Here is a 25,154-nt window from a genome sequence, read left to right as displayed (position 1 = left end):
GTGCCGTCGGGCGACCGCGGCGCCGTCGTGGCTGGTCGCGCCCACGCGGCGGAGCCGCATATGGATACAGCCCCGCGCCCCTTTCGGGGCGCTGCGGTCAGGACCTGGGTCGCTTCTTGCCGTCCAGCTCGTCCCACCACTCGTCCGACTGGGGATCGCCGGAGGGGTCGTCCCACCAGCGGTCGTCGGGGCCGCGCCGGTTCGCGACCATCGCGGCGACCGGGGGGATGACCATGGCCACCACGCACATCCCCACGGCGGCGGGGACGGACCAGATGCGTACGACACCCCACGCCAGGACGAAGAGACCGATGCAGATCCCCATCATGACGAAGTAGACGCGACGGCGACGGGCCAGCATGAATCCAGGGTAGGTCGGCGGCGGGCGTTGGGCGCGGCCCCGGAAGCGGCGAAGGGCCGCGCCTTCCGGTTCGGGGACTGGAAGGCGCGGCCCTTGCGGGGTGTGCTCAGACCGCGATCGCGACCTCGGCGAGGCCGCCCTGCTGGGCGACTACCGTGCGGTCGGCGGTGGCGCCGGGGACGAGGGCGCGGACGGTCCAGGTGCCCTCCGCCGCGTAGAAGCGGAACTGTCCGGTGGCGGAGGTGGGGACCTCCGCGGTGAACTCGCCGGTCGAGTCGAGCAGGCGGACGTAGCCGACCACGGGCTCGCCGTCCTTCGTCACCTGACCCTGGATCGTGGTCTCACCGGGCTTGATCGTCGAGGGGTCCGGGCCGCCGGCCTTCGCTCCACACATACTGATACTCCAGAGGTCTTGAACGGTCGGTCTGAGGGGACTTGCGGGGTCCTACTTGTTGGCGCCGAGCTCGATCGGGACGCCGACGAGGCTGCCGTACTCGGTCCAGGAGCCGTCGTAGTTCTTGACGTTCTCGACACCGAGCAGCTCGTGCAGGACGAACCAGGTCAGGGCCGAGCGCTCGCCGATGCGGCAGTACGCGATGGTGTCCTTGGCGAGGTCGACCTGCTCCTCGGCGTAGAGCTCCTTGAGCTCGTCGTCCGACTTGAAGGTGCCGTCGTCGTTGGCGTTCTTCGACCACGGGATGTTGCGGGCCGAGGGCACGTGGCCGGGGCGCTGGGACTGCTCCTGCGGCAGGTGGGCCGGGGCGAGCAGCTTGCCGGAGAACTCGTCGGGGGAACGCACGTCGACGAGGTTCTGCGAGCCGATGGCCGCCACGACGTCGTCGCGGAAGGCGCGGATCGCGGTGTTCTGCGGCTTGGCCTTGTAGGTGGTCTCGGTGCGGTCCGGGACCTCCTCGACCAGCTCGCGGGCGTCCAGCTCCCACTTCTTGCGGCCGCCGTCGAGGAGCTTGACGTTCTCGTGGCCGTAGAGCTTGAAGTACCAGTAGGCGTAGGACGCGAACCAGTTGTTGTTGCCGCCGTAGAGGATCACCAGCGTGTCGTTGGCGATGCCCTTCGCCGACAGGAGCTTCTCGAAGCCGTCCTGGTCGATGAAGTCGCGGCGGACCGGGTCCTGAAGGTCCTTGGTCCAGTCGATGCGGATCGCGCCTCGGATGTGGTTCTTCTCGTAGGCGGACGTGTCCTCGTCCACCTCGACGATCGCGATCTCGGGGTTGTCCAGGTTGTCCTGGACCCAGTCGGCGTCGACCAGGACGTCGCTGCGGCTCATGCTCTTTCTCCTCCGGGGCAGATGCGGCGGGGCGTGCGAGTGCGGGGGGTGCGCGCGTCGGCGCGCACGGATGCCCTCGGCGAAGGAGGGCAGGGGGATGCGGAGGCGACGCGGCCTCCGCCGTCAGAAGGGGCGACAGAGCATGGCGGCGACGCGGCACAGGTCGACTGCCCGCCGCTTCGTGAGATCCGCCTGACGCTTCATGGGCTCGATCGTAGGGACGGATAACCGGGCATGTCACCGGCATGTCGTATGGTGAGACGCGATCGTCCGAATTGTGGGACGACGGAGAGGCCCGAGGCGTGATTCCGGGGCGGCCGGGTGCCTGTATCGGTCACCACATCTACTGTACGGACGCGGCGGTCTCGCGTGGTGGAACGGCACCGGTGGCCGCCGTGCCGCCTCCTACCCGGCCAGCAGGACGTTCGAACCCTTCACCGCGATCTCCACACCGGCCTGCTGCGCCTCCACCTTGTCCAGCTTGATGCCGCCGGGGAGCTGGTCGATCGCCTGCTGGAAGTCGGAGGCCTGCCGGAGGCGGTCCTCCGCGAGGCCGACACCGGCGAGCTTGGGGAGGTTGTCGGCGTGCACCTGCACGGTGTTGTCCTTGACGGTGACCGAACTGAGGACGTTCACCTTCTGGTGGGCGCTGACGCCGGGGACGGTGACGTCGACGGTGACCTTGATCTTGCCGTTGCCGCCGTAGGCGAGGCCGACGACCTGGCCGGTGAAGCCGAGGCCGAGGTCGGTGGGTTCGGTCTGGGCGTCCTTCAGCAGCTCGGCGTAGGTGATGAACGCGGTGCCGGTGGCGGTCTGCGCGGTGGCGGAGCTGTAGTCGCCGGTGAAGGTGACGTCCTTCATGTCGGCGTTCAGGTCCTCGATGCGGATGGTCTTGCCGGCGGTGCCGGTGGTGGCGTCGTAGTCCTTGATGCCGACGTGCACGTCGTCGAGGGTGCCGCTCGCGACCTGGGTGAGGAAGGGGAAGCCCTTGATGGAGACGTCGGGGGTGCTCGCGAGGTTCTCCGTCGTCTTCAGCTTGCCGGCGGCCTCGCCCTGGGCGAAGTGGACCGCGACGCGGTCGACGATCACGAAGAGGATGCCGAGGACCACGACGGTGATCAGAAGGATTCGCAGTGCACGCATGTGGTCGGTTTCCCCCGGGGTCGGCTGCTCACGTCGGTGCCGCCACGCTAACCCTGCGGGAGCGGGCCGACGGGGAATTGTCGAGCAGCTGTGACACTGAGGGCACTGGTGGTGCTGGGGGCTGCCGCCCCCAGGCCCCCGCATCGGGGGTGCGGCGCGCGGTCCGGGCGCGGGCCGGTGGGGGCCGGCCGCGCAGTTCCCCGCGCCCCTTACGGGACGCTATGACCTCATCCTCTCTACCAACCGAGACGGGTGGGTGGGTGGGTGGGAAAGCTAATGGAGGATCCACACCACCGGGGCCGCTGCTGTCAGGGGGAGGGCTACGCCGGCTGTGAAGTGGACGAACCTCGACGGGTAGTCGTAGCTCGCCGCGCGGTGGCCGACGAGGGCGCAGACCGCGGCCGACGCTCCGATGAGGGCGCCCTTCGCGCCGAGCCCCGTCATGCCGCCCACCGCGATGCCCGCGCCCGCCGCGGCCAACAGGGACACGACCACCGAGGCCGGGGTCGGCAGGGGCAGCGCCCGGGCCAGGACGGCCACCGCGACCGCCGCCGCGCCGACCGACACCGCGTCGGGGTCCGCGCCGAGGTAACCCGTCGCGATGATCGCCAGCGCGGAGGAGGCGACCGTGGCCATCAGGCCGTACATACGGGTGTCGGGGTCCGCGTGGGAGCGCAGCTGGAGGACGAGGGTGAGCAGGACCCAGATGCCCAGCGGGCCGAGGATCGCCGCCGGGGCCTGGTCACGGCCGGCCACCAGGACCGCCACGTCCGCCGTGACCCCGCCGAGGAAGGCGAGCGCGATGCCCTGCCGGGCCGGCCACATGCCGTTCAGCCGGAACCAGCCCGCCGCGGTCACGGCCTGGAGGATCACCAGGGGGACGACCAGGGCGTACGAGGAGATCGGCGCCGTCGCCGCCAGCAGCACGCCCAGCAGGGCGGTGAGCAGCGCCGGCTGCATGCCGGGCTCGATGATCGGCGAACGGCCCTCGATGCGGGCCCGCTGGGCGTCCGTGACGCGCGCGTTGCCGGCGAGGGTGGCGGGACCGAAGCCCGCGTCGGGGCCGCCGGGAGCGGGAGTGGGAGCGGGGGCAGCGCCGGCCTGAGGGGCGCTGTACGCCTGCTGCGGCTGCGGTTGTTGCTGCTGCTCGGCTACGTACGGCCGTTCGTACGACTGCGGCGGCAGGTACGCCGTCTCCGGGGCCGCCGCCTGCACCGGGGCGTGCGTCTGCGTCTCCCAGGTCTGGCCCTGCCACTGCTGCGTGGCGTACTGCTGCTCGTCGTACCCCCACTGCGGCTGCGCGGGCGGCTGCTGCTGGTAGGGGTCGTAGCCCTCGTACGGCTCGTACGGCTGGTTGGTCATCGCTCTCGCTCACCCTCCTGCGAACGGCGGGAGCACCTCGACCGTGCCGCCCTCGGCCAGCCGTACCGTCTCATGTCCGCGCGTGCCCACGGGGTCACCGTCGATGAGGAAGGAGCATCGCCGCAGGACGCGCGCCAGTTCCCCGGGGTGTCGCGTGCGCACCGCGGCCAGCGCCTCGGCGAGGGTGTCCGCGTCGTACGGCTCCTCGGCGATGCCGGCCGCGGCCTTCGCGGCGGCCCAGTAGCGCACCGTGACCTTGGGCATGCGGTTCCTCAAGAGACTCGGAAGTTCATCGGTCGGCTGTGTACTCGGCCGGGTACTCGGCTGTGTACTGGGTCAGGCTAGCCCGCCCTGGACGTCGCCCAGTCGCCGATCCTGGCCAGCAGCACATCGTCCGCCGCGTGTTCCGCGTGGCCCATCCCGGGCTCCAGCCAGAGTTCGGCCGTGCCACCTGCGGCGTCGGCCAGCATCCGGGGGTGGTCCACCGGGAAGTAGCCGTCGCTGTCGCCGTGCACGATCAGCAGCGGGGTCGGGGCGATCTTCGGCACCGCCTCCGCCGGGGAGAGCGGCACCGGGTCCCAGTCGCGGTAGTGGATACGGGTGTGGAAGCCGTAGCGGCCGACCAGGCGCCCCGCCGGTCTGGTGACCAGCCAGTGGACGCGGCGCATGGGGGCGGTGCCCCGGTAGTACCAGCGGGCCGGGGACGACACGGAGACCACGGCATCCACTCCGGCGTGCAGCGCCGCGTGCCGCAGGACCACCGAGCCGCCCATCGAGAAGCCGACGGTGACGACGCGCGCGTGGCCGAGGTCCCGGGCCCAGGCCACGGCGGCCGCCAGGTCGAGGACCTCGCGGTCGCCGACGGTGGTGCGGCCGGCGGACCGGCCGTGGCCGCGGAAGGAGAAGCTGACCACCGGCGCGTAATCCGTCAGGGCGGCCACCACCCGTCGTACGTGTGGCCGGTCCACGTCTCCCGTGAACCCGTGGGCCATGACGAACACCAGGTCACGGGAAGGTGGCCGGGAACCGTCGTATACGACGGAGGCGGGATCGTATACGGAATCGATGGAAACCCCGTCGTCCGTGCGCAGAAACGTCCGCATAGAGGCGTTTCTGCTCGTCTCATATGTCGGACGAACGATGGAACGTGCCGCATGACCTGCCGGACCGATGCTCATGTGGGCTATTCTGCTGGGCAGAGGACTCGGGCAGCGCCGCCACCGGGTCCTTTTGTGCTTTCGGAAGGGCTGTATACGAAGCGGGAAACTCCAGGTGACCCGCGGTGTACGGAACATCGGGAGCGCAGCGCAGTGTCGTTGCACACAGTCCTCGCAGGGACCGAGGAGGAACCAGACATATGAGTTCTCTGCTGCTCCTGACCAACGCCCTCCAGCCGTCGACGGAGGTGCTGCCGGCTCTCGGCCTGCTCCTGCACAACGTGCGGGTCGCACCGGCCGAAGGGCCCGCACTCGTCGACACCCCGGGTGCCGACGTCATCCTGATCGACGGCCGCCGCGACCTCCCGCAGGTCCGCAGCCTCTGCCAGTTGCTCCGCTCCACCGGCCCCGGCTGTCCGCTCATCCTCGTGGTGACGGAGGGCGGGCTCGCCGCCGTCACCGCCGACTGGGGCATCGACGATGTCCTCCTCGACACCGCGGGTCCCGCCGAGGTCGAGGCGCGGCTGCGGCTGGCCATGGGCCGGCAGCAGATCGTCGCCGACGACTCCCCGATGGAGATCCGCAACGGCGACCTGTCGGTCGACGAGGCGACGTACAGCGCGAAGCTGAAGGGACGGGTCCTCGACCTCACCTTCAAGGAGTTCGAGCTGCTGAAATACCTCGCCCAGCACCCCGGCCGGGTGTTCACTCGCGCACAGCTGCTCCAGGAGGTCTGGGGCTACGACTACTTCGGCGGCACCCGGACCGTCGACGTCCACGTACGACGGCTGCGCGCCAAGCTCGGCGTGGAGCACGAGTCCTTGATCGGAACCGTCCGGAACGTCGGTTATCGATTCGTTACGCCCGAGAAGGGCGACCGGGGCGAGCGTGCCGCCGACGCGGCCAAGGCGCACGCGGAGCGGCCAAAGCCGGAGGATGCGGACGCATCGGCGGCCCTGGACGCGGTCGAGGTACCGACGGAGGCGTAGTCGTCGTCCGGGCGAGGCGTGGCCGTCGCCCGGACGGGGCATTGCTTACGCAAGCCAAGCTTCGATTCGCCCTGCCCAGAGCGGGTCCATCCGCGTAGACTCCGCGCGTGGCCAAGGTGACTCGGGATGATGTGGCGCGGCTGGCGGGGACTTCCACCGCCGTTGTCAGTTATGTCATCAACAACGGACCCCGGCCGGTCGCCCCGGCCACGCGCGAGCGTGTCCTCGCGGCGATCAAGGAGCTGGGGTACCGCCCGGACCGGGTCGCCCAGGCGATGGCGTCCCGGCGCACCGACCTCATAGGCCTCATCATCCCGGACGCGCGCCAGCCGTTCTTCGGCGAGATGGCGCACGCGGTCGAGCAGGCCGCGTCCGAGCGCGGAAAGATGGTGCTGGTCGGGAACACCGACTACGTCGGCGAGCGCGAGGTCCACTACCTGCGCGCGTTCCTCGGGATGCGGGTCTCCGGCCTCATCCTCGTCTCCCACGCGCTGAACGACCTGGCCGCCGCCGAGATCGAGGCCTGGGACGCCCGGGTGGTGCTGCTGCACGAGCGGCCCGAGGCGATCGACGACGTGGCGGTGGTGACCGACGACCTCGGCGGCGCCCAGCTCGCCGTCCGCCATCTGCTGGAGCACGGCTACGAGTACGTGGCCTGTCTGGGCGGTACGGCGGAGACGCCGGCCGTCGGCGACCCGGTCTCCGACCACGTCGAGGGCTGGAAGCGGGCGATGGACGAGGCGGGCCTGCCGACGGAGGACCGGCTGTTCGAGGCGCCGTACAACCGGTACGACGCGTACCGGATCGCCCTGGAGATCCTCTCCGGCCCCAGCCGCCCCCCGGCGATCTTCTGCTCCACCGACGACCAGGCCCTCGGCGTGCTGCGGGCGGCCCGGGAGCTGCGCATCGACGTGCCCGGGGAGCTGGCGGTGGCCGGCTTCGACGACATCAAGGAGGCGGCGCTGGCGGATCCCCCGCTGACGACGATCGCCTCGGACCGCCCGGCGATGGCCCGGGCGGCGGTGGACCTCGTCCTCGACGACGGTCTGCGGGTGGCGGGGTCGCGCAGGGAGCGTCTGAAGACGTTTCCTTCGCGGCTGGTGGTGCGTGGGTCCTGCGGGTGCCAGTAGTACTTCGGCGAACCGTGCGTCGTGGTTGCTCGCGCAGTTCCCCGCGCCCCTAAAAGCAGGGCGCTGCACTGAGCGCCCCTTTGGGGGCGCGGGGAACTGCGCGACCAGCCCCCACCGGCCCGCGCCCACAGGAACACCTTCATGAACGGCGTCTGAGAACCGTCCGCGACCTGCGAGAAGGTTCCTTATATCGGGCAAACAAGCTTCTCGCGGCGTTCTCAGCGGGCACTCAGGGAGCTCTCATGGTCGCGGGACAAGCTACTTGTCATGACCGAGAGCTTCCGCCGCAGCGGCGAGTACGAGAACCCGCAGGGTCCCCAGGGTGACGCCTACCAGGGCGCGTACCCCCAGCAGCAGCACGCCTCCTCCCCCGTCAACCCGGAGTGGCCGCCCCCGCCCACCCACCAGCCGGCGCAGCAGCCGTCGGCACCCGAAGACGGTACGGCCGTACTCCCCACCGTCGGCCTCGACGCGGAGCACCCGGCGGAGCACCCGGCGGAGCACGGAACGCACTCGGCACCCAAGAAGCGCACCCGGGGCCCGATAGTCCTCCTCGCCGCAGTCGCGATCGTCGCGGCGGCCGTCGGCGGCGGCACGGCGTACGCCTTCCAGGAGCTGACCGGCAAGAACAACGTCGTCTCCAGCAGCACCACCACCAGCGTGGTGCCCTCCAGCAAGAAGGGCGACGTCGCCTCCATAGCCGCCGCCGTCAGCCCGAGCGTCGTCGAGGTCAACGCGACCCTCAGCAACGGCACCTCCACCGGCTCCGGCGTCGTCATCACCAGCGACGGCGAGATCGTCACCAACAACCACGTGATCTCCGGCGCCCAGTCGGTCAAGGTCTCCACCAGCGACGGCAAGTCGTACACCGCGAAGGTCGTCGGCACCGACAGCTCCAAGGACCTCGCCCTCCTCAAGCTCGAAGGCGCCTCCGGCCTTCACCCCGCCACCCTCGGCAACTCCGACGGGGTCCAGGTCGGCGACACGGTCGTCGCGATCGGCTCCCCCGAGGGCCTGACCGGCACCGTCACCAGCGGCATCGTCTCCGCGCTCAACCGGGACGTCACCGTCTCCACCGACGAGGGCCAGCAGCAGGAGCAGCAGGGCGGCGGCAGCGGCCAGTGGCCGTTCTCCTTCGGCGGCCAGCAGTTCAACGGCGACACCGGCTCGTCCACCACGACCTACAAGGCGATCCAGACCGACGCGTCCCTCAACCCGGGCAACTCCGGCGGCGCGCTGATCGACGCCGGCGGCAACATCGTCGGCATCAACTCCGCGATGTACTCGGCCAGTTCCGACTCCTCGTCGTCCTCCTCGGACGCGGGCAGCGTCGGCCTCGGCTTCGCCATCCCGATCAACACCGTCAAGTCCGACCTGGCCAAGCTGCGGTCGGGCTCCACCAGCTGAACCACCGGCACGAGCACGTAGGGAGCACGTCATGATCAAGCAGGTTTCGCACACGATGGCCGCCGACAGCCCGGCCGGGTTCAGCCTGGCCCTTGCCGTGGCGTACGAGCTCCACGCACCGACAGAGGCGGCGGTGGCCCCGACCCCGGCTCCGCGCGCCCCCGAGGTCGCACCGGCCCCGCAGCTGATGGGCCTGCGCACCTCGGCGGCCCGGCCGCACCAGCGCAAGGTGCCGCTGAGCCGCATGACCCTGGTACGCGGCTAGGGGCGTACCGCCCCACCAGCGTGCATACCCGACAGCCGAGAAACATGCGAGGCTGAGAGGCGTCCCGACCCAGACCCACCGCACCCCGAGGAAACGCGAGCGATGAGCCCCGCCGATGGCGACCGTGAACCCCAGCGCATCCTGATCGTCGACGACGAGCCGGCCGTACGCGAGGCACTCCAGCGCAGCCTCGCCTTCGAGGGGTACGAGACCGAGGTCGCGGTGGACGGCGCGGACGCACTGGAGAAGGCGACCGCCTACAAGCCGGACCTGATCGTCCTCGACATCCAGATGCCGCGCATGGACGGTATGACCGCCGCCCGCCGTATCCGCGGGGCGGGCGACACGACCCCGATCCTGATGCTGACGGCCCGCGACACGGTCGGCGACCGCGTCACCGGCCTCGACGCCGGGGCCGACGACTACCTGGTCAAGCCCTTCGAACTCGACGAACTCTTCGCCCGCATCCGTGCGCTGCTGCGCCGCAGCTCCTACGCGGCCTCGCTCTCCGAAGGCGTCCAGGAGGACGAGGCGCTCACCTTCGGCGACCTGCGCATGGACCTCGCGACCCGCGAGGTCACCCGGTCCGGCCGCCAGGTCGAGCTGACCCGCACGGAGTTCACCCTCCTGGAGATGTTCATGGCGCACCCGCGCCAGGTCCTCACCCGCGAGCAGATCCTCAAGGCCGTCTGGGGCTTCGACTTCGAGCCCTCCTCGAACTCCCTCGACGTCTACGTCATGTACCTCCGCCGCAAGACCGAGGCCGGCGGCGAGCCCCGCCTCGTCCACACCGTGCGCGGCGTCGGGTACGTCCTGCGCCAGGGCGGCGCCGAGTGAACAGGCTCACCGCCCGCTTCCGCACCCTCCCCCTCCGCGCCCGCCTGTCGATGCTGGTCGCGGCAGCGGTGGCGTTCGCGGTGGCGGCGGTTTCGGTGACGTGCTGGTTCATCGTGCAGGGGAAGCTGTACGAGCAGCTTCAGAACGACCTGCAGAAGCAGCAGCGCGGTCCGGTGGTCGGGGCTCTCAACACCGCCCTCGCCGACTGCTCCGAAACGCCTCAGGACAACAACACCTACCGGAACAGCTACGGCCAGGGCGTCACGCTGGACGGCAAGGTCTGCCTTCTGCCCGGCTCCACGGGCGAGATCAAGGTTGTTCAGGCCGACAAGGACACCATCAAGGCTGGGAACAGCAGCACGCTCTACTTCCGCAACGGCACCGACAAGGACGGCAACGCGCTACGCGTGATGATCCAGGTGTTCCCCACCCAGGGCGGCTCCTACGTCGGGCTGATCACCGCCGTTCCTCTGAAGAACACCCAGGACACCCTCAAAGACCTCGCCCTGATCCTCCTCATCGTCTCCGGCATCGGAGTCGTCGGCGCCGGAGCCGCCGGTCTCGCCGTCGCCCGTGCTGGCCTGCGCCCCGTCGACAAGCTCACGGAGGCCGTCGAGCACGTAGCCCGCACCGAAGACCTCAGCGTCCGCATCCCCGTGGAGGAGGAGTCCGACGACGAGATCGCCCGTCTCTCCCGCTCCTTCAACAGCATGACCAGCTCGCTGGCGAACTCCCGGGAGCTCCAGCAGCAGCTCATCGCGGACGCCGGTCACGAACTCCGCACCCCTCTCACCTCCCTCCGCACGAACATCGAACTCCTCACCCGCAGCGAGGAGACGGGCCGCCCGATCCCCCCGGCGGACCGCAAGGCACTGCTCGCCTCGGTGAAGGCGCAGATGACGGAGCTGGCGTCGCTGATCGGCGACCTCCAGGAGCTGTCCCGCTCGGAGGGGCAGCGCGGGGAGCGTGTCCAGGTCGTGGCGCTTCAGGACACGGTCGAGGCGGCCCTGCGCCGTGCCCGCCTGCGCGGCCCGGAGCTGACGATCACGGCGGACGTCCAGCCGTGGTTCGTACGGGCGGAGCCCTCCGCCCTGGAGCGGGCGATCGTCAACATCCTCGACAACGCGGTGAAGTTCAGCCCGGAGGGCGGCAAGATCGAGGTCGCCCTGGAAGGTGGTGTCCTGACGGTCCGCGACCACGGCCCCGGCATCGCCGAGGAAGAACTCCCCCACGTCTTCGACCGCTTCTGGCGCTCCCCGAGCGCCCGCGCCCTCCCCGGCTCCGGCCTCGGCCTCTCCATCGTGGCCCGCACGGTCCAGCAGGCCGGCGGCGACGTCACCCTGTCCCGCGCGACCGGCGGCGGCACGGTGGCGACGGTACGGCTGCCGGGGGCGCCTACGGCTCCGCCAGAGGTTCCGTAGGCGCTTCGCCTCCCATCCAGAAAAGCTCTTCCACGATGATCTGGGGGTCTTCGAGGCGGGGTACGAACGTGTACTTGAGCCAGCCGTTCTCGTAGTCGAAGAAGAGCACACGAGGGCCCTTCGGATCACTGGATCGGACCGGCGTGACCGTCATTCCGTTGGGGAGGCAGGCGTCCGTCTCGGTACCTCGGAAATAAGGATCCTTCGCGGTGACCAACTCAGCCCGCGCGGCGCGGACGATCTCACGAACGTGGCCGGGCAATGCCTCGTAGGCGGCAAGGGCATCAAGCCTCAAGTCCATCTGCCAAGGCGGCCCCATGAACCCGTCGGTCACTCGCCGGGCTCCAGTTTCCGCACTCGGTGACGGATCTTCGAGGCCTCTTCGAGAAGGGCCCTGGCTTCGGCGCCGTCGGTGGACTCCGAGGCCCGGATTTCGAGATCGTGCACATGTGCGTCCAGCTCGGGATCGCGGGCGAGCGCGTACTCACCCCACCAGAAGGCCATGAACGCCGGCACAGGGGGAAGGTTGAAGGTGTCGGCACTTGAGGCAATTGCCCTTTTCCAGTGCCCGTCGAAGTCCGGAAGCAGCACGGGGGCGTGCTCCGCGATGGCCGCGCGCAACGCCTTCGGTGTCCGCTCCGGCATCGGCGGGATGACCTGGTCGTTCTCCGTGGCGTGAGCGGTCATGACCGATGCCCTCCTTCGGCGCTTCAGGTCTACGACCATAGCCGCCCCGCACTCCGTGGATCAGTCGTTCGTGTCGTGGTCACGGGATCCAGCGTGTGGGCGGCAACGCCTCGAACATCAGGACTTCGGGCATATGTCACCCGAATGTGCGCCGGCCGGCTTCCCCCTTGACCCCGTCCACGAACACCGACCAGGACGCGGCCGAGAAGACGAGAGGACAGGCGGCCGGGAGCTTGCTGTCCCGGACGGGGACTATGCCGGGGTGACCGTCGGCGACCTCGACGCAGTCGTTGGCTCCGCCCTCGCTGTAGCTCGACTTGCGCCACACCGCGGTACCTATGTCGGGGGTGCGCGTCATGATCTGTGCTCCTCCACTGCTCGCCTGACAAGTGTGAGCGAGTCCGGCGGAGACAGCGCCAGGTCGCGGAGCCGATCGTAGGACAGCCGTTGCCGCAGGACTTCGTCCGGATCTTCAATCAACCGGCTGCAACCATTGCCTTCCTTGTAGGCAACAGCGCTGCCGTCCCTCTGCCAGAGCAGGGTCAGTGACCCGTTCATATGGTGGTGCGCTCCTGCGGAGAAGGGCAGTACCTGAAGCGCCACGTTGGGCCACGAGGCGGCGGTCTCAAGGTGCAGCAGTTGGTCTTGCCAGGCCTCGCCCGAGGCGGCGGGGCGGCGCAATGCGAACTCGTCGACGATGACGCGGACTTCGGGCTGCGGCTTCTGCCTCAGGAGGTACTGCCGCCCGAGTCGTGCCGCGACCTGCTCCTCGACAGCCTCGTCGCCGTCAGCCGTTGTCAGACCCCCGGACAACACCCCGCGTGCGAAATCCTCCGTCTGCAGCAGTCCGGGAATGCCCGGCGAGAACACCCGGATGACCCGAGCCGTCGCCTCCAGTCCCATGTACTCCCTGTACTGGTCCTTGAACGCGTCCAGCCGCGCCACTCTCCAGTGACTGACCAGCAGGTCACCGGTGCCGTAGTACCCGTCCAGATCTTCCATGACCGTCACCTTGGACAGCCGCTCCCCGGACTCCAGTCGGCTCAGGTAGCTCTTGTCGTACCCGGTCTCGGCGGCCAGCTGCCCCAGCGACTTCCCGGCCTTGTCCCGCAGCACCCGCAGGGTCTGCCCCAGCACGGCACGCCCGGAAACCGGCCCCGCGTCAGCCTGTTCGCCCACGTCACCTCTCCCCGTTGCCTCAAGTCACCGTCAACGCCGACTCTCTTCCGCAGCGTACGGCCCATCAGTGACGATCAGGACACGAACAGTGATCCCCCCACCCCAAAGGACTCCCGGCATGCGCCTCCTCCCCTGGACCAACCTCGACGGCCACCCCTGCTACCTCAGCGCCGACGACCACCGAAGCAGCCTCTCCCTCCTCGCGGACAGCGTCGAGGTGGCTCAACTCGCCTCGGGCAAGGACGTACTGGCCGGGGCCCGGGCCGTTCTCGCCGACGAGATGGCGGGTGAGTTCGCCGTACGGTCCGCGCTGACCAGGGCGACCGAGTCATTGGAGGACGCGATCCGCATCGCGGTCAGCCGCGGCGGGCGCCTGCTGGAGCACGACGGGTGAGATCGCTTCCGGGACTCAGTAGAAGCCGAGCATTCCCGGGGAGTCGATGTCGATGGCAACGACCCCCGGCGGATAGCGGTCTTCACGGTCCGTCAGGAGGATCGACATCCCGTTGAAGTCGGGACGCGGCAACGCCGCATACAGGGCGTGGCAGGTGTCGGCTCCGCCGTAGCCGTCGCGGATCATGGTTCCGACCGTCGCCGCTGCGGCCGTGTTCAGCTCGTCGACTTCGACGGACGAGAAGGCGAGGACACGGTGTGCAGTTCCCTCGTCCTCCGACTCCGCCTGCATGAGGCAGATCGCCGGGATGCGCAGAAGATCGCCGGGGGTGCGCGCCATGTTCGCGGCCAGGAGGTTCAGCGTCTTGTGGCCGGCCACCAATGCGCGGGTCGCGCTGGTGTCGAGGATGATCACGCTGCTGCGTCTCCCCTGGCCGCGCGCGCCTTCTCCGCGGCGATGCGACGGATGTTGCCCAGCACGTCAGGAGCCCGTTCGAACTCCTCGTCGCTGATGTCGAGTCCAATGACATCCCGCACCACCTGGCGATCGGCGGCGAGTCGCTCGGCGATCTGCTCGGCCGTGGGCTGCTGGGCCGCCAACTCGTCTACCAGCTGCCCCAGTGTCAGCCCTCTTTCCTTGGCGATCTGCGCAAGGTGATCTCGGGCCTGCCGAGAGACCTGGATCGTGGTGGTGTCGGTCATGACCTCACCATAGCCACTCCATGAAACCGATTGGAGGCTTCTTCCATCGGCTTCACCCGTTCGTGGCGCTCACCCCCTCTTGGGCCCCGTGATCGCCTCCCCGATCACGAACCCCTTGGCGGGACCTTCGGGAACGGTGACGTCGGTGCCGTAGGGGACACGGTGGATGTCCTCCCAGTCCGCCTTGTCGGGGCGGGGGCCGGTGAAGAGGGTGACGGCGCCCTGGCCGTCGTAGTCATCGATGATCACGTACACGGGGATGCCGGCGCGGGCGTACTCGCGGCGCTTGCGGATGCGGTCGCGGTCGAGACTGCGCCTCCCGGGAGAGGTGACCTCGAAGACAACTCGAACGCCCGCAGCCGTCAGGCCAAGCCCGTCGTCCGTCACGTACCGCTCGGGGTCTCTGGCTACGACGAACAGGTCAGGTACCCAAGCGCGGTTCTCATGGAGGACGTTCGTGTCGTTCCGGACGGCGAAGTCCCCGCCCTTCAGGAATTCCGCCAACGCCTCCCTCAACATGAAGATGATCTGGCTGTGCGAGTAGCGTCCGGTGGGCGACACCTCGATGGCTCCCTCGATGATCTCAGCGCGGTAGCCCTCGGGGAGTTCCATGGCCTTCCATGCCTGCCACAGGACCTCGTCCAGGTCGGGTACGTTCACGATGTCAGCCGAAGCCTCGGACATGGTCTCGGGCCTCTCATGTGCGAGAGCGGTCAAGGTGGCACCTCCTCATCAAGTGTGGGCTTGGCGTGACTGCGGCACAAGCAACGCGATCACGGTAGGTCGGACGAGACCGGTGACCTGGTGATATGACTCCAGACCACCCGTTCGAGCGATGACGGAACGGTCCGCCGACGGTCGGCCCGAGCCGCTTCCCGGGGCCACAGAAGGGCGCCTTATCCTCTCCCCAGTCGCGCACCCGTTCGGTGTGTGTGGGGAGGGGTTCGGATCGTGGACGAGGGTGGAGTCGTCGAGCGGGAGTACCGGAAGCGGCGGAAGCAGCCCCGGACACAGCTCATGCTTCTGGGGCTGCTGCTGGTGAACGCGTTCGTCCAGACCAACCGGGTCTCCGCCGACGGGGGCAGTGGCAGGGACTGGTGGGGGCCGCCGGTCTTCGGGCTGGTCGTGTTCCTGGCGATCGCGCGGATCGCGCTGGAGCAGTTCCGGGCGCGCACCAGGGTCACGGCCGCCGGCATCACCGTGCAGGGGCCGGTGCGTGCGCGGACCTGGGCCTGGTCGGAGGTGTACGACATCCGGGTCGAGCAGGCGCCGCGCGGTTCCGGGCGGGCGGCCCCGCAGTGGCTCACCTACCTGTACGACTTCGAGGGCCGTCGCTTCCTCCTGTGGCACCTCAACGACTGGCAGGTGGACGACCCCTACACCGAGGTCGCGGAGCTGTGCCTGGCCGCGGCCCCGCTGCGCAGCCTCACCTGGGAGCGCCGCCCGGACGTCGAGGAGCGGATCCTGCGCGGGGCCGTGCGGCGCAAGGCGGGGACGTGGGGGGCGTACGGCGCGATCGCGGTCTTCTTCCTCTCGTTCGTGGTCGACATCTGGCGGGCCGCCGTGGGGCGCCCGGACCATCCGTTCGTGCTGATGGTGTGCGTGCCCCTGGCCTCGGGCGTCGCCCTGGCCGCCGTACTCGACCGGTACTGGAGCACCCGGCCGCCACGCACCCCGGCCCGGCAGCCGTAGCCCATCCACATCCCACCCCCAGCCCCGGCACAGCCGCTCGTCACACTTTTGTCAGATGGCTGAGATGGCTCAGATGGCGAGGAAGATCCTGCTGGCCGACGACGACGCGGCCGTACGGGACGGGATCGGGCGGCTGCTCAGGTTCGAGGGATACGAGACGGTCCTCGCCGGGGACGGCAGAGTCGCCCTCGATCTCGTCGGGGCTCCAGAGAGCGAGCCGGACCTGGTGCTGATGGACGTGGAGATGCCGGGTCTGGACGGGCTGGCGGCCACCCGGCGGATCCGGGCGTCCGGGTCCACCGTGCCGATTCTCATGATCACCGGGCGGAATGCCGTGGGGGATCGCATCGTCGCCCTCGACAACGGGGCCGACGGCTATCTGGCGAAGCCGTTCGCCGCCGAGGAACTCCTCGCCCGGGTACGGGCGTTGCTGCGGCGCAACCCGCGGCGGGAGGCGGCGACGGGGGCGGGTCCCGGTCCCGGCGGGGACCGGTTCCTCGGGTTCGACGACGTCGCGATGGATCTGCGCGCCCGGACCGTGCACCGTGGGGACCGGGCCCTGGATCTGACGAAGACCGAGTACGCGCTGCTGGAGTTCCTGCTGCGGCAGCCCGGGCGGGTGCTCAGCCGGGAGCGGATCCTGCGGGACGTGTGGGGCTTCGAGTTCGCGCCCGCGTCCAACACGCTGGACGTCTACGTCATGTACCTGCGGCGGAAACTGGAGAGCCGCGGCGAACCGCGGCTCATCCACACCGTGCGCGGGATGGGCTACACCCTGCGGACGGCTCCTGCCACCTCGACCACCACCTCGACTACCACCTGAGGATCATCGTCTCGTCCGGTGCCGGTGCCGCCGACTCCGCCGCGATCGTCTCGGGGAGCGGGTGGGCCAGGGCCGCGTAGGCGCCGTCGCGGGCGAGGAGTTCGGCGTGGGTGCCGGCCTCCACCAGGCGTCCGCGGTCGACGACCAGGATGCGGTCGGCGTCGGGGGCGAGGGTGAGGTCGTGCGTGATCATGATGGTCGTCCGGCCCGCCATGAGTCTGCGCAGGGGGGCGACGACCTGGCGGGCGGCGATCGCGTCCAGGCCGGCCGTCGGCTCGTCGAGGACGAGGACCGGGGCGGCGCGGAGCATCGCGCGGGCGATGGCGATGCGTTGCAGCTGGCCGCCGGAGAGGGCGGCCGTGCCGGGGGCGATGTGGGTGTCGTAGCCCTCGGGGAGGGTCGCGATGAAGTCGTGGGCGGCGGCGTCGCGGGCGGCCTGTTCGATCTCGGTGTCCGTCGCGCCGGGGCGGCCGCACTCGATGTTCTCGCGGACCGTGCCGTTGAGGATCAGCGTCTGCTGCGGGAGCAGGGCGACGTTCTCGCGGAGGAACTCCAGGGGGAGGTCGGTGAGCGGGACGCCGTCCAGGCAGATCACGCCGGCCGAGGGGTCGTAGAAGCGGGTGAGGAGCTTGGAGAGGGTGGACTTGCCGGCGCCGCTCCTGCCGGTGACCAGGACCAGTTCGCCGGGGCCCGCCGCGAGGTCGATGTCACGGAGGGAGGCTCTGGGGGACTCGGGGTAGCGGAAGGAGACCTGGTGGAAGCTGACCCAGCCGCGGACCGGCCAGGGGCCGACGGGTGCGGCGGGGTCGGTGACGGCGGGCTCGGCGTCCAGGATCTCGCCGATGCGCTCGGCGCCCGCGGTGGCCGCGGTGAGGGTGAGGCCGAGCTGGCCGAGGTTGCGGATCGGCGGGTAGAGGTAGCCGAGGAAGGCGGCGAAGGCGAGGAGCTGGCCGAGGGTCATGCGGCCGGCGGAGATCTCCCACACTCCGAGACCGATGACGGACAGGACGCACACGGTCTCCACGACCTCGACGAACTGCGCGTACATCTCGCTGAGGCGGGCGCCGCGCACGCTCGCCCGCATCCAGGCGCGGGCCTCGACGTCGAGGCGCTTCTCCTCGTCCCGGCGGCGGTTGTAGGCCTGGGTGAGGACGACGTTGCCGAGGGACTCCTCCACCACGGAGGTGATCGCGCCGTCGGCGACCCGCTCGTCCTGGGAGGCGGTCCTGATCCGGCCGGAGAAGCGGCGGGCGGCGAAGAGGAAGAGGGGCGCGAGGACGAAGGTGGCCAGGGCCAGGTCCCAGCGCAGCCAGAACGCGGCGGTCGCGTAGAAGACGGCGGAGAAGGCGGCGGCGACGGTGCCGACCACGCCGGAGACGACCATCTGCTCGATGGCCTCGACGTCACCGGTGAGGCGTTCCACCAGGTCGCCCTGGCGGTGCTTCTGGAAGAAGTGCGGGGGCAGGTCCTGGACGTGCCGGAAGACCTTGGCGCGCAGCCGCAGCACGAATCTCTCGGCGGTCCAGGTGGCCAGCGAGTTGCCGAGGTAGCCGACGAGCGCGCCCACCGCGGCGACCAGCAGCCAGGCGCCGGCCGGGCCCCAGAAGGCGGAGAGCGAACCGTCCTGGAGGGCGTTGTCGGTGAGGTCGGCGAAGAGCAGGATCGCGGCGGTCTCGGCGAGCGCGGACACCACGACACACGCGATGATCATCCACAGCCACCTGCGGTCGCCGCGGGTCAGCGGCCAGAAGCGGCGGAAGGCCGTACGGGCCTCTCTCATGGTCTACAACTCCCTTCGGGAACGGCGTCGGTACGGGCAAAGGCCGAGGCGGGGCCACCGGTGCGACCACGCGTAACCGGTGACCCCGCCTCACTGCGTACCTCAGTGCTGGTCGCCCACGGGGCGCTTCGGCTCCGGCTTCTTCGGCGCGGGCTTCTTCGGGGCCGGGGCCGGCTTGCGGGTCTTCCTGACGGGGACGATCTTGTGGAAGCTCATGGTGCTGTTCCTCTCTCCGACGACTTGTGTCGTGGTTCTGCAACAGTTTTTCTACTGTCCCGCCGCAACAACCTGTGAATTGATTTGAATTACTTCTGTAAATTCTTTGTCAGCGCTCGTCGCCGACCGGGCGGCGCTTCGGCTCCGGCTTCTTCGGCGCGGGCTTCTTCGGGGCCGGAGCGGGCTTGTGGGTCTTCCTGACGGGGACGATCTTGTGGAAGCTCATGGAAATTCCCTCCTCTGGGCCGGTGAGTTAGCGGTTGCCGACAGGGCGCTTGGGCTGGGACTTCTTGCAGTCCTTCTTCTTCGGAGCCAGCTTCGGGGCGGGCTTCTCGGTCTTCTTCACCGGGACGATCTTGTGGAAGCTCATGATCTTCTCCTTCGTTCTGTCGTCCGCGCCGTTCGCTTTCGACATGGAAAACATTACGCGGCCGGAGAGCCGGAGAAAGCCATTTTCAGTTAGACCTCGATGAATTACGGCTGAGATGAATTTTCAGGAGCAACTGGGAACCGTGCAGCGCCTCACATAGGTTTTATCCAACGGAACAAGCAGAAAGGGCCCGGTACGCACGGGGTGCGTACCGGGCCCTGGGTGGGGGTGGGCGGTGCCTACTGCACGATCGTGATCCGGTCCGTGGCCGGCGGCGCGAGCGGGCTCGTGGCCGAGGAGTTGGCCGTCAGGTACTGGGCCAGGGCGGAGAGGTCGTCGGTGCCGACCAGGTCGCCGGTGCCCTGGCCGAGGGTGGTGAAGCCGTCGCCGCCGCCCGCGAGGAAGGAGTTGGTGGCGACGCGGTAGGTGGCGGCCGGGTCGATGGCCGTGCCGTTCAGCTTCACGGAGTCGGTGACGACACGGTCCGCGCCCGTCTTCGTCAGGTCCAGCGTGTAGGTGAGCCCCCTGGAGGGCTGAAGGATCTTCGGGGCGGCGGCGTTGCTGCCGCTCACCTGCTCCTTGAGCACCTGGATCAGCTGGGCCCCGGTGAAGTCCTGGAGGTTCACCGTGTTGGCGAAGGGCTGGACCGTGAAGCCCTCGGCGTACGTCACGACGCCGTCGCCCTCACTCCCCTTCGCCGCGTACGTCAGCCCGGCCCGCACCCCGCCCGGGTTCATCAGCGCGAGGTCGGTCTCCGGGTCCAGTTCCCTGCCGTAGGCGAACTGGGCGTCGGCGATCAGGTCGCCCATCGGGGACTCGGTGCCGGTGCTGTTGACGTCGGCGGAGATGTAGCCGATGGCACGGTTGCCGATCGGGGCGGCGAGGGCGTTCCACTTGCCGATCAGGTCGGTCATGTCGGGCGCCTTGGCGACGTCCCGGGTGACCACGTGGTTCGCCGACTGCACGGCCGTACGCGCGATGTCGCCGGTGCGGCGGTCGTACGTGAGGGTGGTGTCGGTGTAGAGGCGGCCGAAGGAGGCGGCGGAGGTGACCATACGGGGGTTGCCGGCCGGGTCGTCGATCGTGCAGACGTACGCGGTGTGGGTGTGGCCGGTCACCAGCGCGTCCACCGCCGGGGTCACGTTCTTCGCGATGTCGACGATCGGGCCGGAGATGCCGCTGCCGGCGCCCGCGGAGTCGCAGTCGTAGTTGTAGTTGGAGGAGGCCGGGAAGCCGCCCTCGTGGACCAGCGCCACGATCGACTGGACGCCCTGGCGCTGGAGCACCTTGGCGTACTTGTTGATGGTCTCGACCTCGTCCTTGAAGGCCAGGCCCTTGACGCCGTCGGCGGAGACGATGCCGGGCGTGCCCTCCAGGGTGACGCCGATGAAGCCGATCTTCACGTCCTTCTTCTGCCAGACCCAGTACGGCTTGAGGATCGGCTTGTCCGTCTTCTCGTCGAGGACGTTGGCCGCGAGGTAGGGGAAGTCGGCACCCTTGAACTTCTTGGCGGTGTAGCAGCCGTCGGTGGGGTGGCAGCCGCCGTTCTGGAGGCGGGCCAGTTCCCTGGCGCCCTCGTCGAACTCGTGGTTGCCGACCGTGGTGACGTCCAGGTCGAGCTTGTTGAGCGCCTCGATGGTCGGCTCGTCGTGGAAGAGACCGGAGATGAGCGGGGAGGCGCCCACCATGTCGCCGCCCGCGGCGGTGACGGAGTACGCCTTGCCCTTGCGGGCCTGCCGCAGGTGCGTGGCGAGGTACTCGACACCGCCGGCGTCGATCGTCTTGGTCGTCCCGTCGGCCTGGGTCTCGGTGACCCGGCCCGAGGAGCCGGACGGCGGCTCCAGGTTGCCGTGCAGGTCGTTGAAGGAGAGCAGCTGGACGTCCTGGTAGCGGCTGGGGCCGTGGTGCCCGTGCCCCTTGCCGGAGTGCGCGTCGGCGGGCAGCGCGCTCGCCAGGGCTGCGACGGTGGCGAGCCCTGCGGCCGACGCGAGCAGCGCGTACGAACGCCGTCTGGACGGTCTGGACCTCGCTTGCATGGAACCCCCCTGTGGGTCTGCTGAGAAGTGGCCCGGTCCGGCGCAGCCTAGGGTCAACGCGCGTAGCGCAACAGGGGGTTCATGGTTACATCTTGGTTGCCGGTTGCCCTGCCCTTTACCTTTCCCCGGTGCCCGCACTTTGCCGATCCCGCCCCGTACCCTCGTACGCATGACCAGCGACGACACCGCACGGCCCCCCATGTACTCCCGCTCCATCGACACCTACTCCGCGCTCACCCCGGATCAGGCCGAGGCCGTACGGGAGCTGCTGGCGCGGGCCGCCGAGGCCGACGGCCAGCAGCCGGTGTCCGAGCAGGGGCGCCTGCAGCTGAGCGGCGGTGCCCGGGAGGGCGTCTCCCATCTCCTCCTCTCCGTCGGCGACGAACTCGTCGGCTACGCCCAGCTGGAGGACACCGACCCGGTGGAGGCGCCGGCCGCGGAGCTGGTCGTGCACCCGGCGCACCGGGGCCACGGCCACGGCCGCGCGCTGGGCGCCGCCCTGCTGGCCGCGTCCGGCAAGCGGCTGCGGGTCTGGGCGCACGGCGGGCACTCGGCGGCCCGCCACCTCGCGCAGGTCCTCGGTCTCACACTGTTCCGCGAACTGCGCCAGATGCGCCGCCCGTTGACCGACCTGGACCTGCCGGACCCGAAGCTGCCGGAGGGCGTCACCGTCCGCACCTTCGTCCCCGGCCGGGACGACACGGCCTGGCTCGCCCTCAACGCCGCCGCCTTCGCCCACCACCCGGAACAGGGCTCGCTCGCCCAGCGCGACCTGGACGACCGCAAGGCTCAGCCGTGGTTCGACCCGGCCGGCTTCTTCCTCGCGGAGCGCGGCGGCGAACTCCTCGGCTTCCACTGGACGAAGGTCCACGACGCGGAACGCCTCGGCGAGGTCTACGTCCTCGGTGTCTCCCCCGCCGCCCAGGGCGGCGGCCTCGGCAAGTCCCTCACCACCGTCGGCCTCCGCCACCTGGCCGGCCGCGGCCTGCCCACGGCGATGCTGTACGTCGACGCCGACAACACGGCGGCGGTCGCGGTCTACGAGCGCCTGGGCTTCACGACCCACGAGACGGACCTGATGTACCGGACGGAGACCTGAGGGAGCCCGGGAGGAAGGCCGGGAGGAAGGCCGGGAGGGAGACCTTGAGGGTCCCTCACCGGTTCGGCGGTCGCCTGCGGTTGATCAGGTAGGCGGACCTGCCGAGCACGGCGACGGCGACCGCCGCGGCGAGCGCCTTGACGAGGGGCCCGGCGCCGCCCGCCAGGGTGGCCACGGCGAGGACGAGGACCACGGCGGCCGAGAGCCAGGGCATCGCCCTCTCAGCCGGTCCCCCGTCCCGGAAGGGATTGTCCACACCCGCCTCCCCACCCCGCCTGTCGCCTGACGTCTGTCGCCGTCGCCTGTCGCCTGTCGCCTGTCGCCTCCATCATGCCCCCGTCAGCCCGCCTGGCAGTCGTCCGGCCCCTTCGGTGTCTTCACGCCGAGCAGGCGGGCCGCCTCGGCGGTCGTCGTGTGCGGTGAGACCAGTTGCTGCCAGTGGGACTTCACCCGGGCGGCGATCGTGTCGTGGGGCTCGCGGAACAGCTCGCGTACGACCTCGGTCTGCTGGGCCGAGACGGACATGCTGCCGCCGTCCGGGGTGAGGACCGATGCCGAGCCCACCAGGCTGTCGTCGATGCGGAGGTGGCGGAAGGTGTCCTCGGGGGTGGGGTCGGTGGCGAGGGCCAGCCACATCGTGGTGACCGGGCGGGCGTCGCACATCTCGACGGAGGCCTGCTCGTTGCCCGCGACCAGGACCCGGGCGACCCCGACCGCGAACTCCGGGACCCGGTTGCCGCCCCACTGGGTGCCGACGGTGACCGTGCCCGGGGTGGAGCTGGTCGGGAGGGTGGCGTCCGTGGTGAGGTCGGTGATCTCCTGGATGCGCTGGCGGACGGTGAGGCGGGTGGTGGCCTGCTCGCCGCCCGCCTCGGACTGGACCCGGTGCACCACTCCGGCCCAGTCGACCGCCCAGCCCTTCCAGTCCGGGTACGCGCAGTACCGGGAGCCGGCCCGCTCCACGCACGTCTGGAACTTCGCCGGGTGGTCCGCCTCCGCCTTCCGCTCGGCCTGCACCCCCGTGGAGTCCCCCGGTGCCTGCCCGGCCACGCCGGCCACCGCCGCCACCAGGGCCACGGCGGTCGCCGCCTTCAGGAGCCGCGCCCGGCCGCCGGCCACCAGCATCGCCACGCACACCAGCAGCACCGTCAGCCCCAGCAGGTACAGCGCGTGCCAGCTCGCCGGGCGGCCCAGCAGTTCGCCCGGGACCGGGGTGCCGCCGTTCTCCAGCACCGCCGGCCACAGCCAGTCCACGCCGTGCGTGCCCGAACCGCCGGGCAGCAGGCTGGTGACGAACCCGATCGCGAGCAGGAAGACCAGCGGGGCCGCCGGGTGGGGCAGGACCCGGGCCAGCAGCACGCCGACCGCACCGGCGAGCAGGACGGTCAGCGGGGCCACCGCCAGTTCGAAGACCGAGCCGTGGCCGACCGCGCCCGGCCGCAGCGCCGCCCGGGCGAACTGGACGTCGACCACCAGGGCCACGCCCACCGCGAAGGGCACGACGGACAGGGCGTGGGCGAGCGTGCGGCGCGCGGGCGACATCGCCAGCACCCCGAACTGCTCCTCCAGACCGCGCCGCCGCGCGAGCAGCGCCGCCCGGTGCACGCACACCAGCAGGGCCACGGCGAACAGCTCCGGGCCGCCCTGGGTGGAGCGGTCCACGTCGTGCAGCACGGGATACGCGTCCATGCCCTCGTCCCGGCCGAACAGGCCGTAGCCGACGTAGGCGAGGTACAGCAGGCCGAAGACCAGCAGCGGGATCTGCACGAGGAGCTGGCGGGCCTCGAACACGGCCAGGGCGAAGACGGACGCGGACGCGGTGTCGCGCTCGCGGCCCCCGTGCCCGGCCGTCCCGGGCTCCCGCACGAGTACGGTCGTCATGCCGCCGTCGCCTCCGTACCCGCCGTGCCCTCGGTGCCCGCCGCGTTCTCCGCGTCGAGGACCAGCAGGTAGCCGTCCTCCAGGGTCGGTTCGAGCAGGTCGGCGCCGGTGGGCGGGTCGCCGACGTTGCGGAAGGTGCCGGTGCCGGTGCGCCAGCCCGCCCGCGCGCCCGGGGCGCGTTCCGTACTGCTCCACACCCGGCCGGCCGCGCGGGCCGTCAGCTGGGCCGGTGTGCCGTCGAAGCGGACCCGGCCCTCGACGAGCACGACCACCCGGTTGCAGAGCATCGCCACGTCCTCGGTCTGGTGGGTGGACAGCAGCACCGTGCGGCCCTCGCCGGCCTCCGCGATCAACTCCCGGAACCGCATGCGCTGTTCGGGGTCGAGTCCGACCGTCGGCTCGTCCAGGACCAGGAACCGGGGGTCGCCGACGAGCGCGGCGGCCAGCGCGACCCGCTGCCGCATCCCGCCGGAGAGCCGCTTGATCCGCCTGCCGCGTACGTCGGCGAGACCGACCTGGTCCAGGACGTGCCGCACCTCGCGATGGCGGCCGCCCCGGTCGGTGCGCTCCTTGAGGATGGCGACGTAGTCGACGAACTCGAAGGCCGTGAAGTCCGGGTGGAAGCCGGGGGTCTGCGGGAGGTAGCCGAGCATGCGGCGGACCGCGAGCCGGCCGGCCGGGGTGGCCGGGTCCTCGCCGTACACCGTGAAGGCGCCGCCGTCCGGCGGTACGGCGGTGGCGAGGACCTTCAACAGGGTGGTCTTCCCCGCGCCGTTGGGCCCGAGCAGGCCCGTGACGCCTTCCGTCAGGGACAGCGTGACGCCGTCGAGCGCCGGGGTGCCGCCGTAGCGCACGGTGAGGCCGGCGGCGGAGACAGTGGTGGTCAACGTAGGACTCCAGCGATCAGTCGATCAGACGGGCAGTCGATCAGACGGGCAG

30 protein-coding genes are annotated in these 25,154 nt (G+C 70.3%); 10 read left to right on the top strand and 20 right to left on the bottom strand.

Features of this window, described 5'->3' with window-relative positions; genetic code table 11:
* Window positions 1-97: 97 nt before the first annotated feature.
* The 8 genes from ACGF5O_RS19775 to ACGF5O_RS19740 form a co-directional block, all read right to left on the bottom strand.
* Entirely contained in the window at window positions 98-361 is a 264-nt protein-coding gene (locus tag ACGF5O_RS19775; RefSeq protein WP_351703420.1) for a DUF3099 domain-containing protein, read from the bottom strand.
* Between the two features lie 106 nt (window positions 362-467).
* Window positions 468-755: a DUF1416 domain-containing protein gene (locus ACGF5O_RS19770; protein WP_093501297.1), complete on the bottom strand. Its 288-nt coding sequence runs from the start codon at window positions 753-755 to the stop codon at window positions 468-470.
* A 51-nt stretch (window positions 756-806) separates the two neighbouring features.
* On the bottom strand, window positions 807-1,646 hold the full coding sequence (locus tag ACGF5O_RS19765) for a sulfurtransferase (RefSeq protein WP_316774353.1): 840 nt from the start codon (window positions 1,644-1,646) through the stop codon (window positions 807-809).
* Between the two features lie 123 nt (window positions 1,647-1,769).
* A complete protein-coding gene (locus ACGF5O_RS19760) occupies window positions 1,770-1,850 on the bottom strand; it encodes an Ms5788A family Cys-rich leader peptide (RefSeq protein ID WP_350751515.1) in 81 nt (26 codons plus the stop codon).
* A 201-nt stretch (window positions 1,851-2,051) separates the two neighbouring features.
* Window positions 2,052-2,789, bottom strand: a complete 738-nt coding sequence (locus tag ACGF5O_RS19755; RefSeq protein ID WP_393811151.1) for a DUF2993 domain-containing protein — start codon at window positions 2,787-2,789, stop codon at window positions 2,052-2,054.
* Window positions 2,790-3,062: 273 nt separating this feature from the next.
* Window positions 3,063-4,151, bottom strand: a complete 1,089-nt coding sequence (locus tag ACGF5O_RS19750; RefSeq protein WP_393811150.1) for a hypothetical protein — start codon at window positions 4,149-4,151, stop codon at window positions 3,063-3,065.
* Between the two features lie 9 nt (window positions 4,152-4,160).
* Entirely contained in the window at window positions 4,161-4,415 is a 255-nt protein-coding gene (locus ACGF5O_RS19745) for a MoaD/ThiS family protein (RefSeq protein ID WP_093501288.1), read from the bottom strand.
* Between the two features lie 77 nt (window positions 4,416-4,492).
* Complete coding sequence (locus ACGF5O_RS19740) at window positions 4,493-5,329, bottom strand: alpha/beta hydrolase family protein (protein ID WP_393811149.1); 837 nt, start codon at window positions 5,327-5,329, stop codon at window positions 4,493-4,495.
* A 179-nt stretch (window positions 5,330-5,508) separates the two neighbouring features.
* On the opposite strand from ACGF5O_RS19740, the gene ACGF5O_RS19735 reads away from it, so the two are divergent.
* The 6 genes from ACGF5O_RS19735 to ACGF5O_RS19710 all read left to right on the top strand — a co-directional run bounded on the left by ACGF5O_RS19735 (window position 5,509) and on the right by ACGF5O_RS19710 (window position 11,357).
* Window positions 5,509-6,297, top strand: a complete 789-nt coding sequence (locus tag ACGF5O_RS19735; protein ID WP_393811148.1) for a response regulator transcription factor — start codon at window positions 5,509-5,511, stop codon at window positions 6,295-6,297.
* Between the two features lie 107 nt (window positions 6,298-6,404).
* Complete coding sequence (locus tag ACGF5O_RS19730) at window positions 6,405-7,427, top strand: LacI family DNA-binding transcriptional regulator (RefSeq protein ID WP_393811147.1); 1,023 nt, start codon at window positions 6,405-6,407, stop codon at window positions 7,425-7,427.
* Between the two features lie 267 nt (window positions 7,428-7,694).
* A complete protein-coding gene (locus tag ACGF5O_RS19725) occupies window positions 7,695-8,834 on the top strand; it encodes a S1C family serine protease (RefSeq protein ID WP_393811146.1) in 1,140 nt (379 codons plus the stop codon).
* 31 nt (window positions 8,835-8,865) lie between these two features.
* Entirely contained in the window at window positions 8,866-9,099 is a 234-nt protein-coding gene (locus ACGF5O_RS19720) for a hypothetical protein (RefSeq protein ID WP_393811145.1), read from the top strand.
* Window positions 9,100-9,201: 102 nt separating this feature from the next.
* Window positions 9,202-9,936: a response regulator transcription factor gene (locus ACGF5O_RS19715; protein ID WP_362598492.1), complete on the top strand. Its 735-nt coding sequence runs from the start codon at window positions 9,202-9,204 to the stop codon at window positions 9,934-9,936.
* Window positions 9,933-11,357, top strand: coding sequence for a sensor histidine kinase (locus ACGF5O_RS19710; RefSeq protein WP_393811144.1), 1,425 nt, complete (start codon window positions 9,933-9,935; stop codon window positions 11,355-11,357). Before ACGF5O_RS19715 ends, ACGF5O_RS19710 begins: the two co-directional genes overlap by 4 nt.
* Here ACGF5O_RS19710 and ACGF5O_RS19705 read toward each other — a convergent pair.
* The 4 genes from ACGF5O_RS19705 to ACGF5O_RS19690 all read right to left on the bottom strand — a co-directional run bounded on the left by ACGF5O_RS19705 (window position 11,332) and on the right by ACGF5O_RS19690 (window position 13,223).
* The gene (locus ACGF5O_RS19705; RefSeq protein ID WP_393811143.1) at window positions 11,332-11,691 is read right to left on the bottom strand and encodes a hypothetical protein; all 360 of its coding nucleotides are present in this window, start codon (window positions 11,689-11,691) and stop codon (window positions 11,332-11,334) included. The two genes, ACGF5O_RS19710 and ACGF5O_RS19705, sit on opposite strands and share 26 nt — an antisense overlap.
* Window positions 11,688-12,044 carry a DUF6247 family protein gene (locus ACGF5O_RS19700; RefSeq protein WP_393811142.1) on the bottom strand — a complete coding sequence of 119 codons (357 nt, stop codon included), beginning with the start codon at window positions 12,042-12,044 and terminating at the stop codon, window positions 11,688-11,690. The genes ACGF5O_RS19705 and ACGF5O_RS19700 overlap by 4 nt, the downstream gene beginning before the upstream one ends.
* Window positions 12,045-12,180: 136 nt before the next feature.
* The gene (locus ACGF5O_RS19695; protein WP_393811141.1) at window positions 12,181-12,402 is read right to left on the bottom strand and encodes a DUF397 domain-containing protein; all 222 of its coding nucleotides are present in this window, start codon (window positions 12,400-12,402) and stop codon (window positions 12,181-12,183) included.
* Window positions 12,399-13,223, bottom strand: coding sequence for a helix-turn-helix domain-containing protein (locus ACGF5O_RS19690; protein WP_393811140.1), 825 nt, complete (start codon window positions 13,221-13,223; stop codon window positions 12,399-12,401). The genes ACGF5O_RS19695 and ACGF5O_RS19690 overlap by 4 nt, the downstream gene beginning before the upstream one ends.
* Before the next feature lie 118 nt (window positions 13,224-13,341).
* On the opposite strand from ACGF5O_RS19690, the gene ACGF5O_RS19685 reads away from it, so the two are divergent.
* Window positions 13,342-13,617 carry a hypothetical protein gene (locus ACGF5O_RS19685; protein WP_393811139.1) on the top strand — a complete coding sequence of 92 codons (276 nt, stop codon included), beginning with the start codon at window positions 13,342-13,344 and terminating at the stop codon, window positions 13,615-13,617.
* A gap of 15 nt (window positions 13,618-13,632) precedes the next feature.
* Here ACGF5O_RS19685 and ACGF5O_RS19680 read toward each other — a convergent pair whose 3' ends face one another.
* The 3 genes from ACGF5O_RS19680 to ACGF5O_RS19670 all read right to left on the bottom strand — a co-directional run bounded on the left by ACGF5O_RS19680 (window position 13,633) and on the right by ACGF5O_RS19670 (window position 15,035).
* A complete protein-coding gene (locus ACGF5O_RS19680) occupies window positions 13,633-14,031 on the bottom strand; it encodes a hypothetical protein (RefSeq protein WP_393811138.1) in 399 nt (132 codons plus the stop codon).
* Window positions 14,028-14,318 carry a hypothetical protein gene (locus ACGF5O_RS19675; protein WP_365695129.1) on the bottom strand — a complete coding sequence of 97 codons (291 nt, stop codon included), beginning with the start codon at window positions 14,316-14,318 and terminating at the stop codon, window positions 14,028-14,030. The genes ACGF5O_RS19680 and ACGF5O_RS19675 overlap by 4 nt, the downstream gene beginning before the upstream one ends.
* A 69-nt stretch (window positions 14,319-14,387) precedes the next feature.
* On the bottom strand, window positions 14,388-15,035 hold the full coding sequence (locus tag ACGF5O_RS19670; protein WP_393811137.1) for a Uma2 family endonuclease: 648 nt from the start codon (window positions 15,033-15,035) through the stop codon (window positions 14,388-14,390).
* A gap of 234 nt (window positions 15,036-15,269) precedes the next feature.
* Here ACGF5O_RS19670 and ACGF5O_RS19665 point away from each other — a divergent pair, with 234 nt between their 5' ends.
* Window positions 15,270-16,010, top strand: a complete 741-nt coding sequence (locus ACGF5O_RS19665) for a PH domain-containing protein (protein ID WP_393811136.1) — start codon at window positions 15,270-15,272, stop codon at window positions 16,008-16,010.
* Between the two features lie 55 nt (window positions 16,011-16,065).
* Window positions 16,066-16,833 (top strand): response regulator transcription factor, encoded by a 768-nt coding sequence (locus tag ACGF5O_RS19660; protein WP_393811135.1) that lies wholly within the window; start codon window positions 16,066-16,068, stop codon window positions 16,831-16,833.
* On the opposite strand, the gene ACGF5O_RS19655 is transcribed toward ACGF5O_RS19660, so the two are convergent.
* Both ACGF5O_RS19655 and ACGF5O_RS19650 read right to left on the bottom strand, forming a co-directional pair.
* Complete coding sequence (locus tag ACGF5O_RS19655) at window positions 16,823-18,613, bottom strand: ABC transporter ATP-binding protein (RefSeq protein WP_393811134.1); 1,791 nt, start codon at window positions 18,611-18,613, stop codon at window positions 16,823-16,825. The genes ACGF5O_RS19660 and ACGF5O_RS19655 overlap by 11 nt on opposite strands.
* Before the next feature lie 825 nt (window positions 18,614-19,438).
* Window positions 19,439-21,235, bottom strand: coding sequence for a bifunctional metallophosphatase/5'-nucleotidase (locus tag ACGF5O_RS19650; protein WP_393811133.1), 1,797 nt, complete (start codon window positions 21,233-21,235; stop codon window positions 19,439-19,441).
* 169 nt (window positions 21,236-21,404) lie between these two features.
* On the opposite strand from ACGF5O_RS19650, the gene mshD reads away from it, so the two are divergent.
* Window positions 21,405-22,334, top strand: coding sequence for a mycothiol synthase (mshD, locus tag ACGF5O_RS19645; RefSeq protein ID WP_393811132.1), 930 nt, complete (start codon window positions 21,405-21,407; stop codon window positions 22,332-22,334).
* 55 nt (window positions 22,335-22,389) lie between these two features.
* Here mshD and ACGF5O_RS19640 read toward each other — a convergent pair whose 3' ends face one another.
* The 3 genes from ACGF5O_RS19640 to ACGF5O_RS19630 form a co-directional block, all read right to left on the bottom strand.
* Entirely contained in the window at window positions 22,390-22,548 is a 159-nt protein-coding gene (locus tag ACGF5O_RS19640) for a hypothetical protein (protein ID WP_393811131.1), read from the bottom strand.
* 125 nt (window positions 22,549-22,673) lie between these two features.
* Window positions 22,674-24,215 carry an ABC transporter permease gene (locus tag ACGF5O_RS19635; protein WP_393811130.1) on the bottom strand — a complete coding sequence of 514 codons (1,542 nt, stop codon included), beginning with the start codon at window positions 24,213-24,215 and terminating at the stop codon, window positions 22,674-22,676.
* On the bottom strand, window positions 24,212-25,102 hold the full coding sequence (locus ACGF5O_RS19630) for an ABC transporter ATP-binding protein (RefSeq protein WP_393811129.1): 891 nt from the start codon (window positions 25,100-25,102) through the stop codon (window positions 24,212-24,214). Before ACGF5O_RS19630 ends, ACGF5O_RS19635 begins: the two co-directional genes overlap by 4 nt.
* Between the last annotated feature and the right edge of the window lie 52 nt (window positions 25,103-25,154).

The sequence above is a fragment of the Streptomyces sp. NPDC048291 genome (assembly GCF_043201715.1).
Classification (GTDB): Bacteria; Actinomycetota; Actinomycetes; order Streptomycetales; family Streptomycetaceae; genus Streptomyces.
Note: the sequence above shows the minus strand (reverse complement) of the source record. Positions and strands in the feature narration are given on the sequence as shown.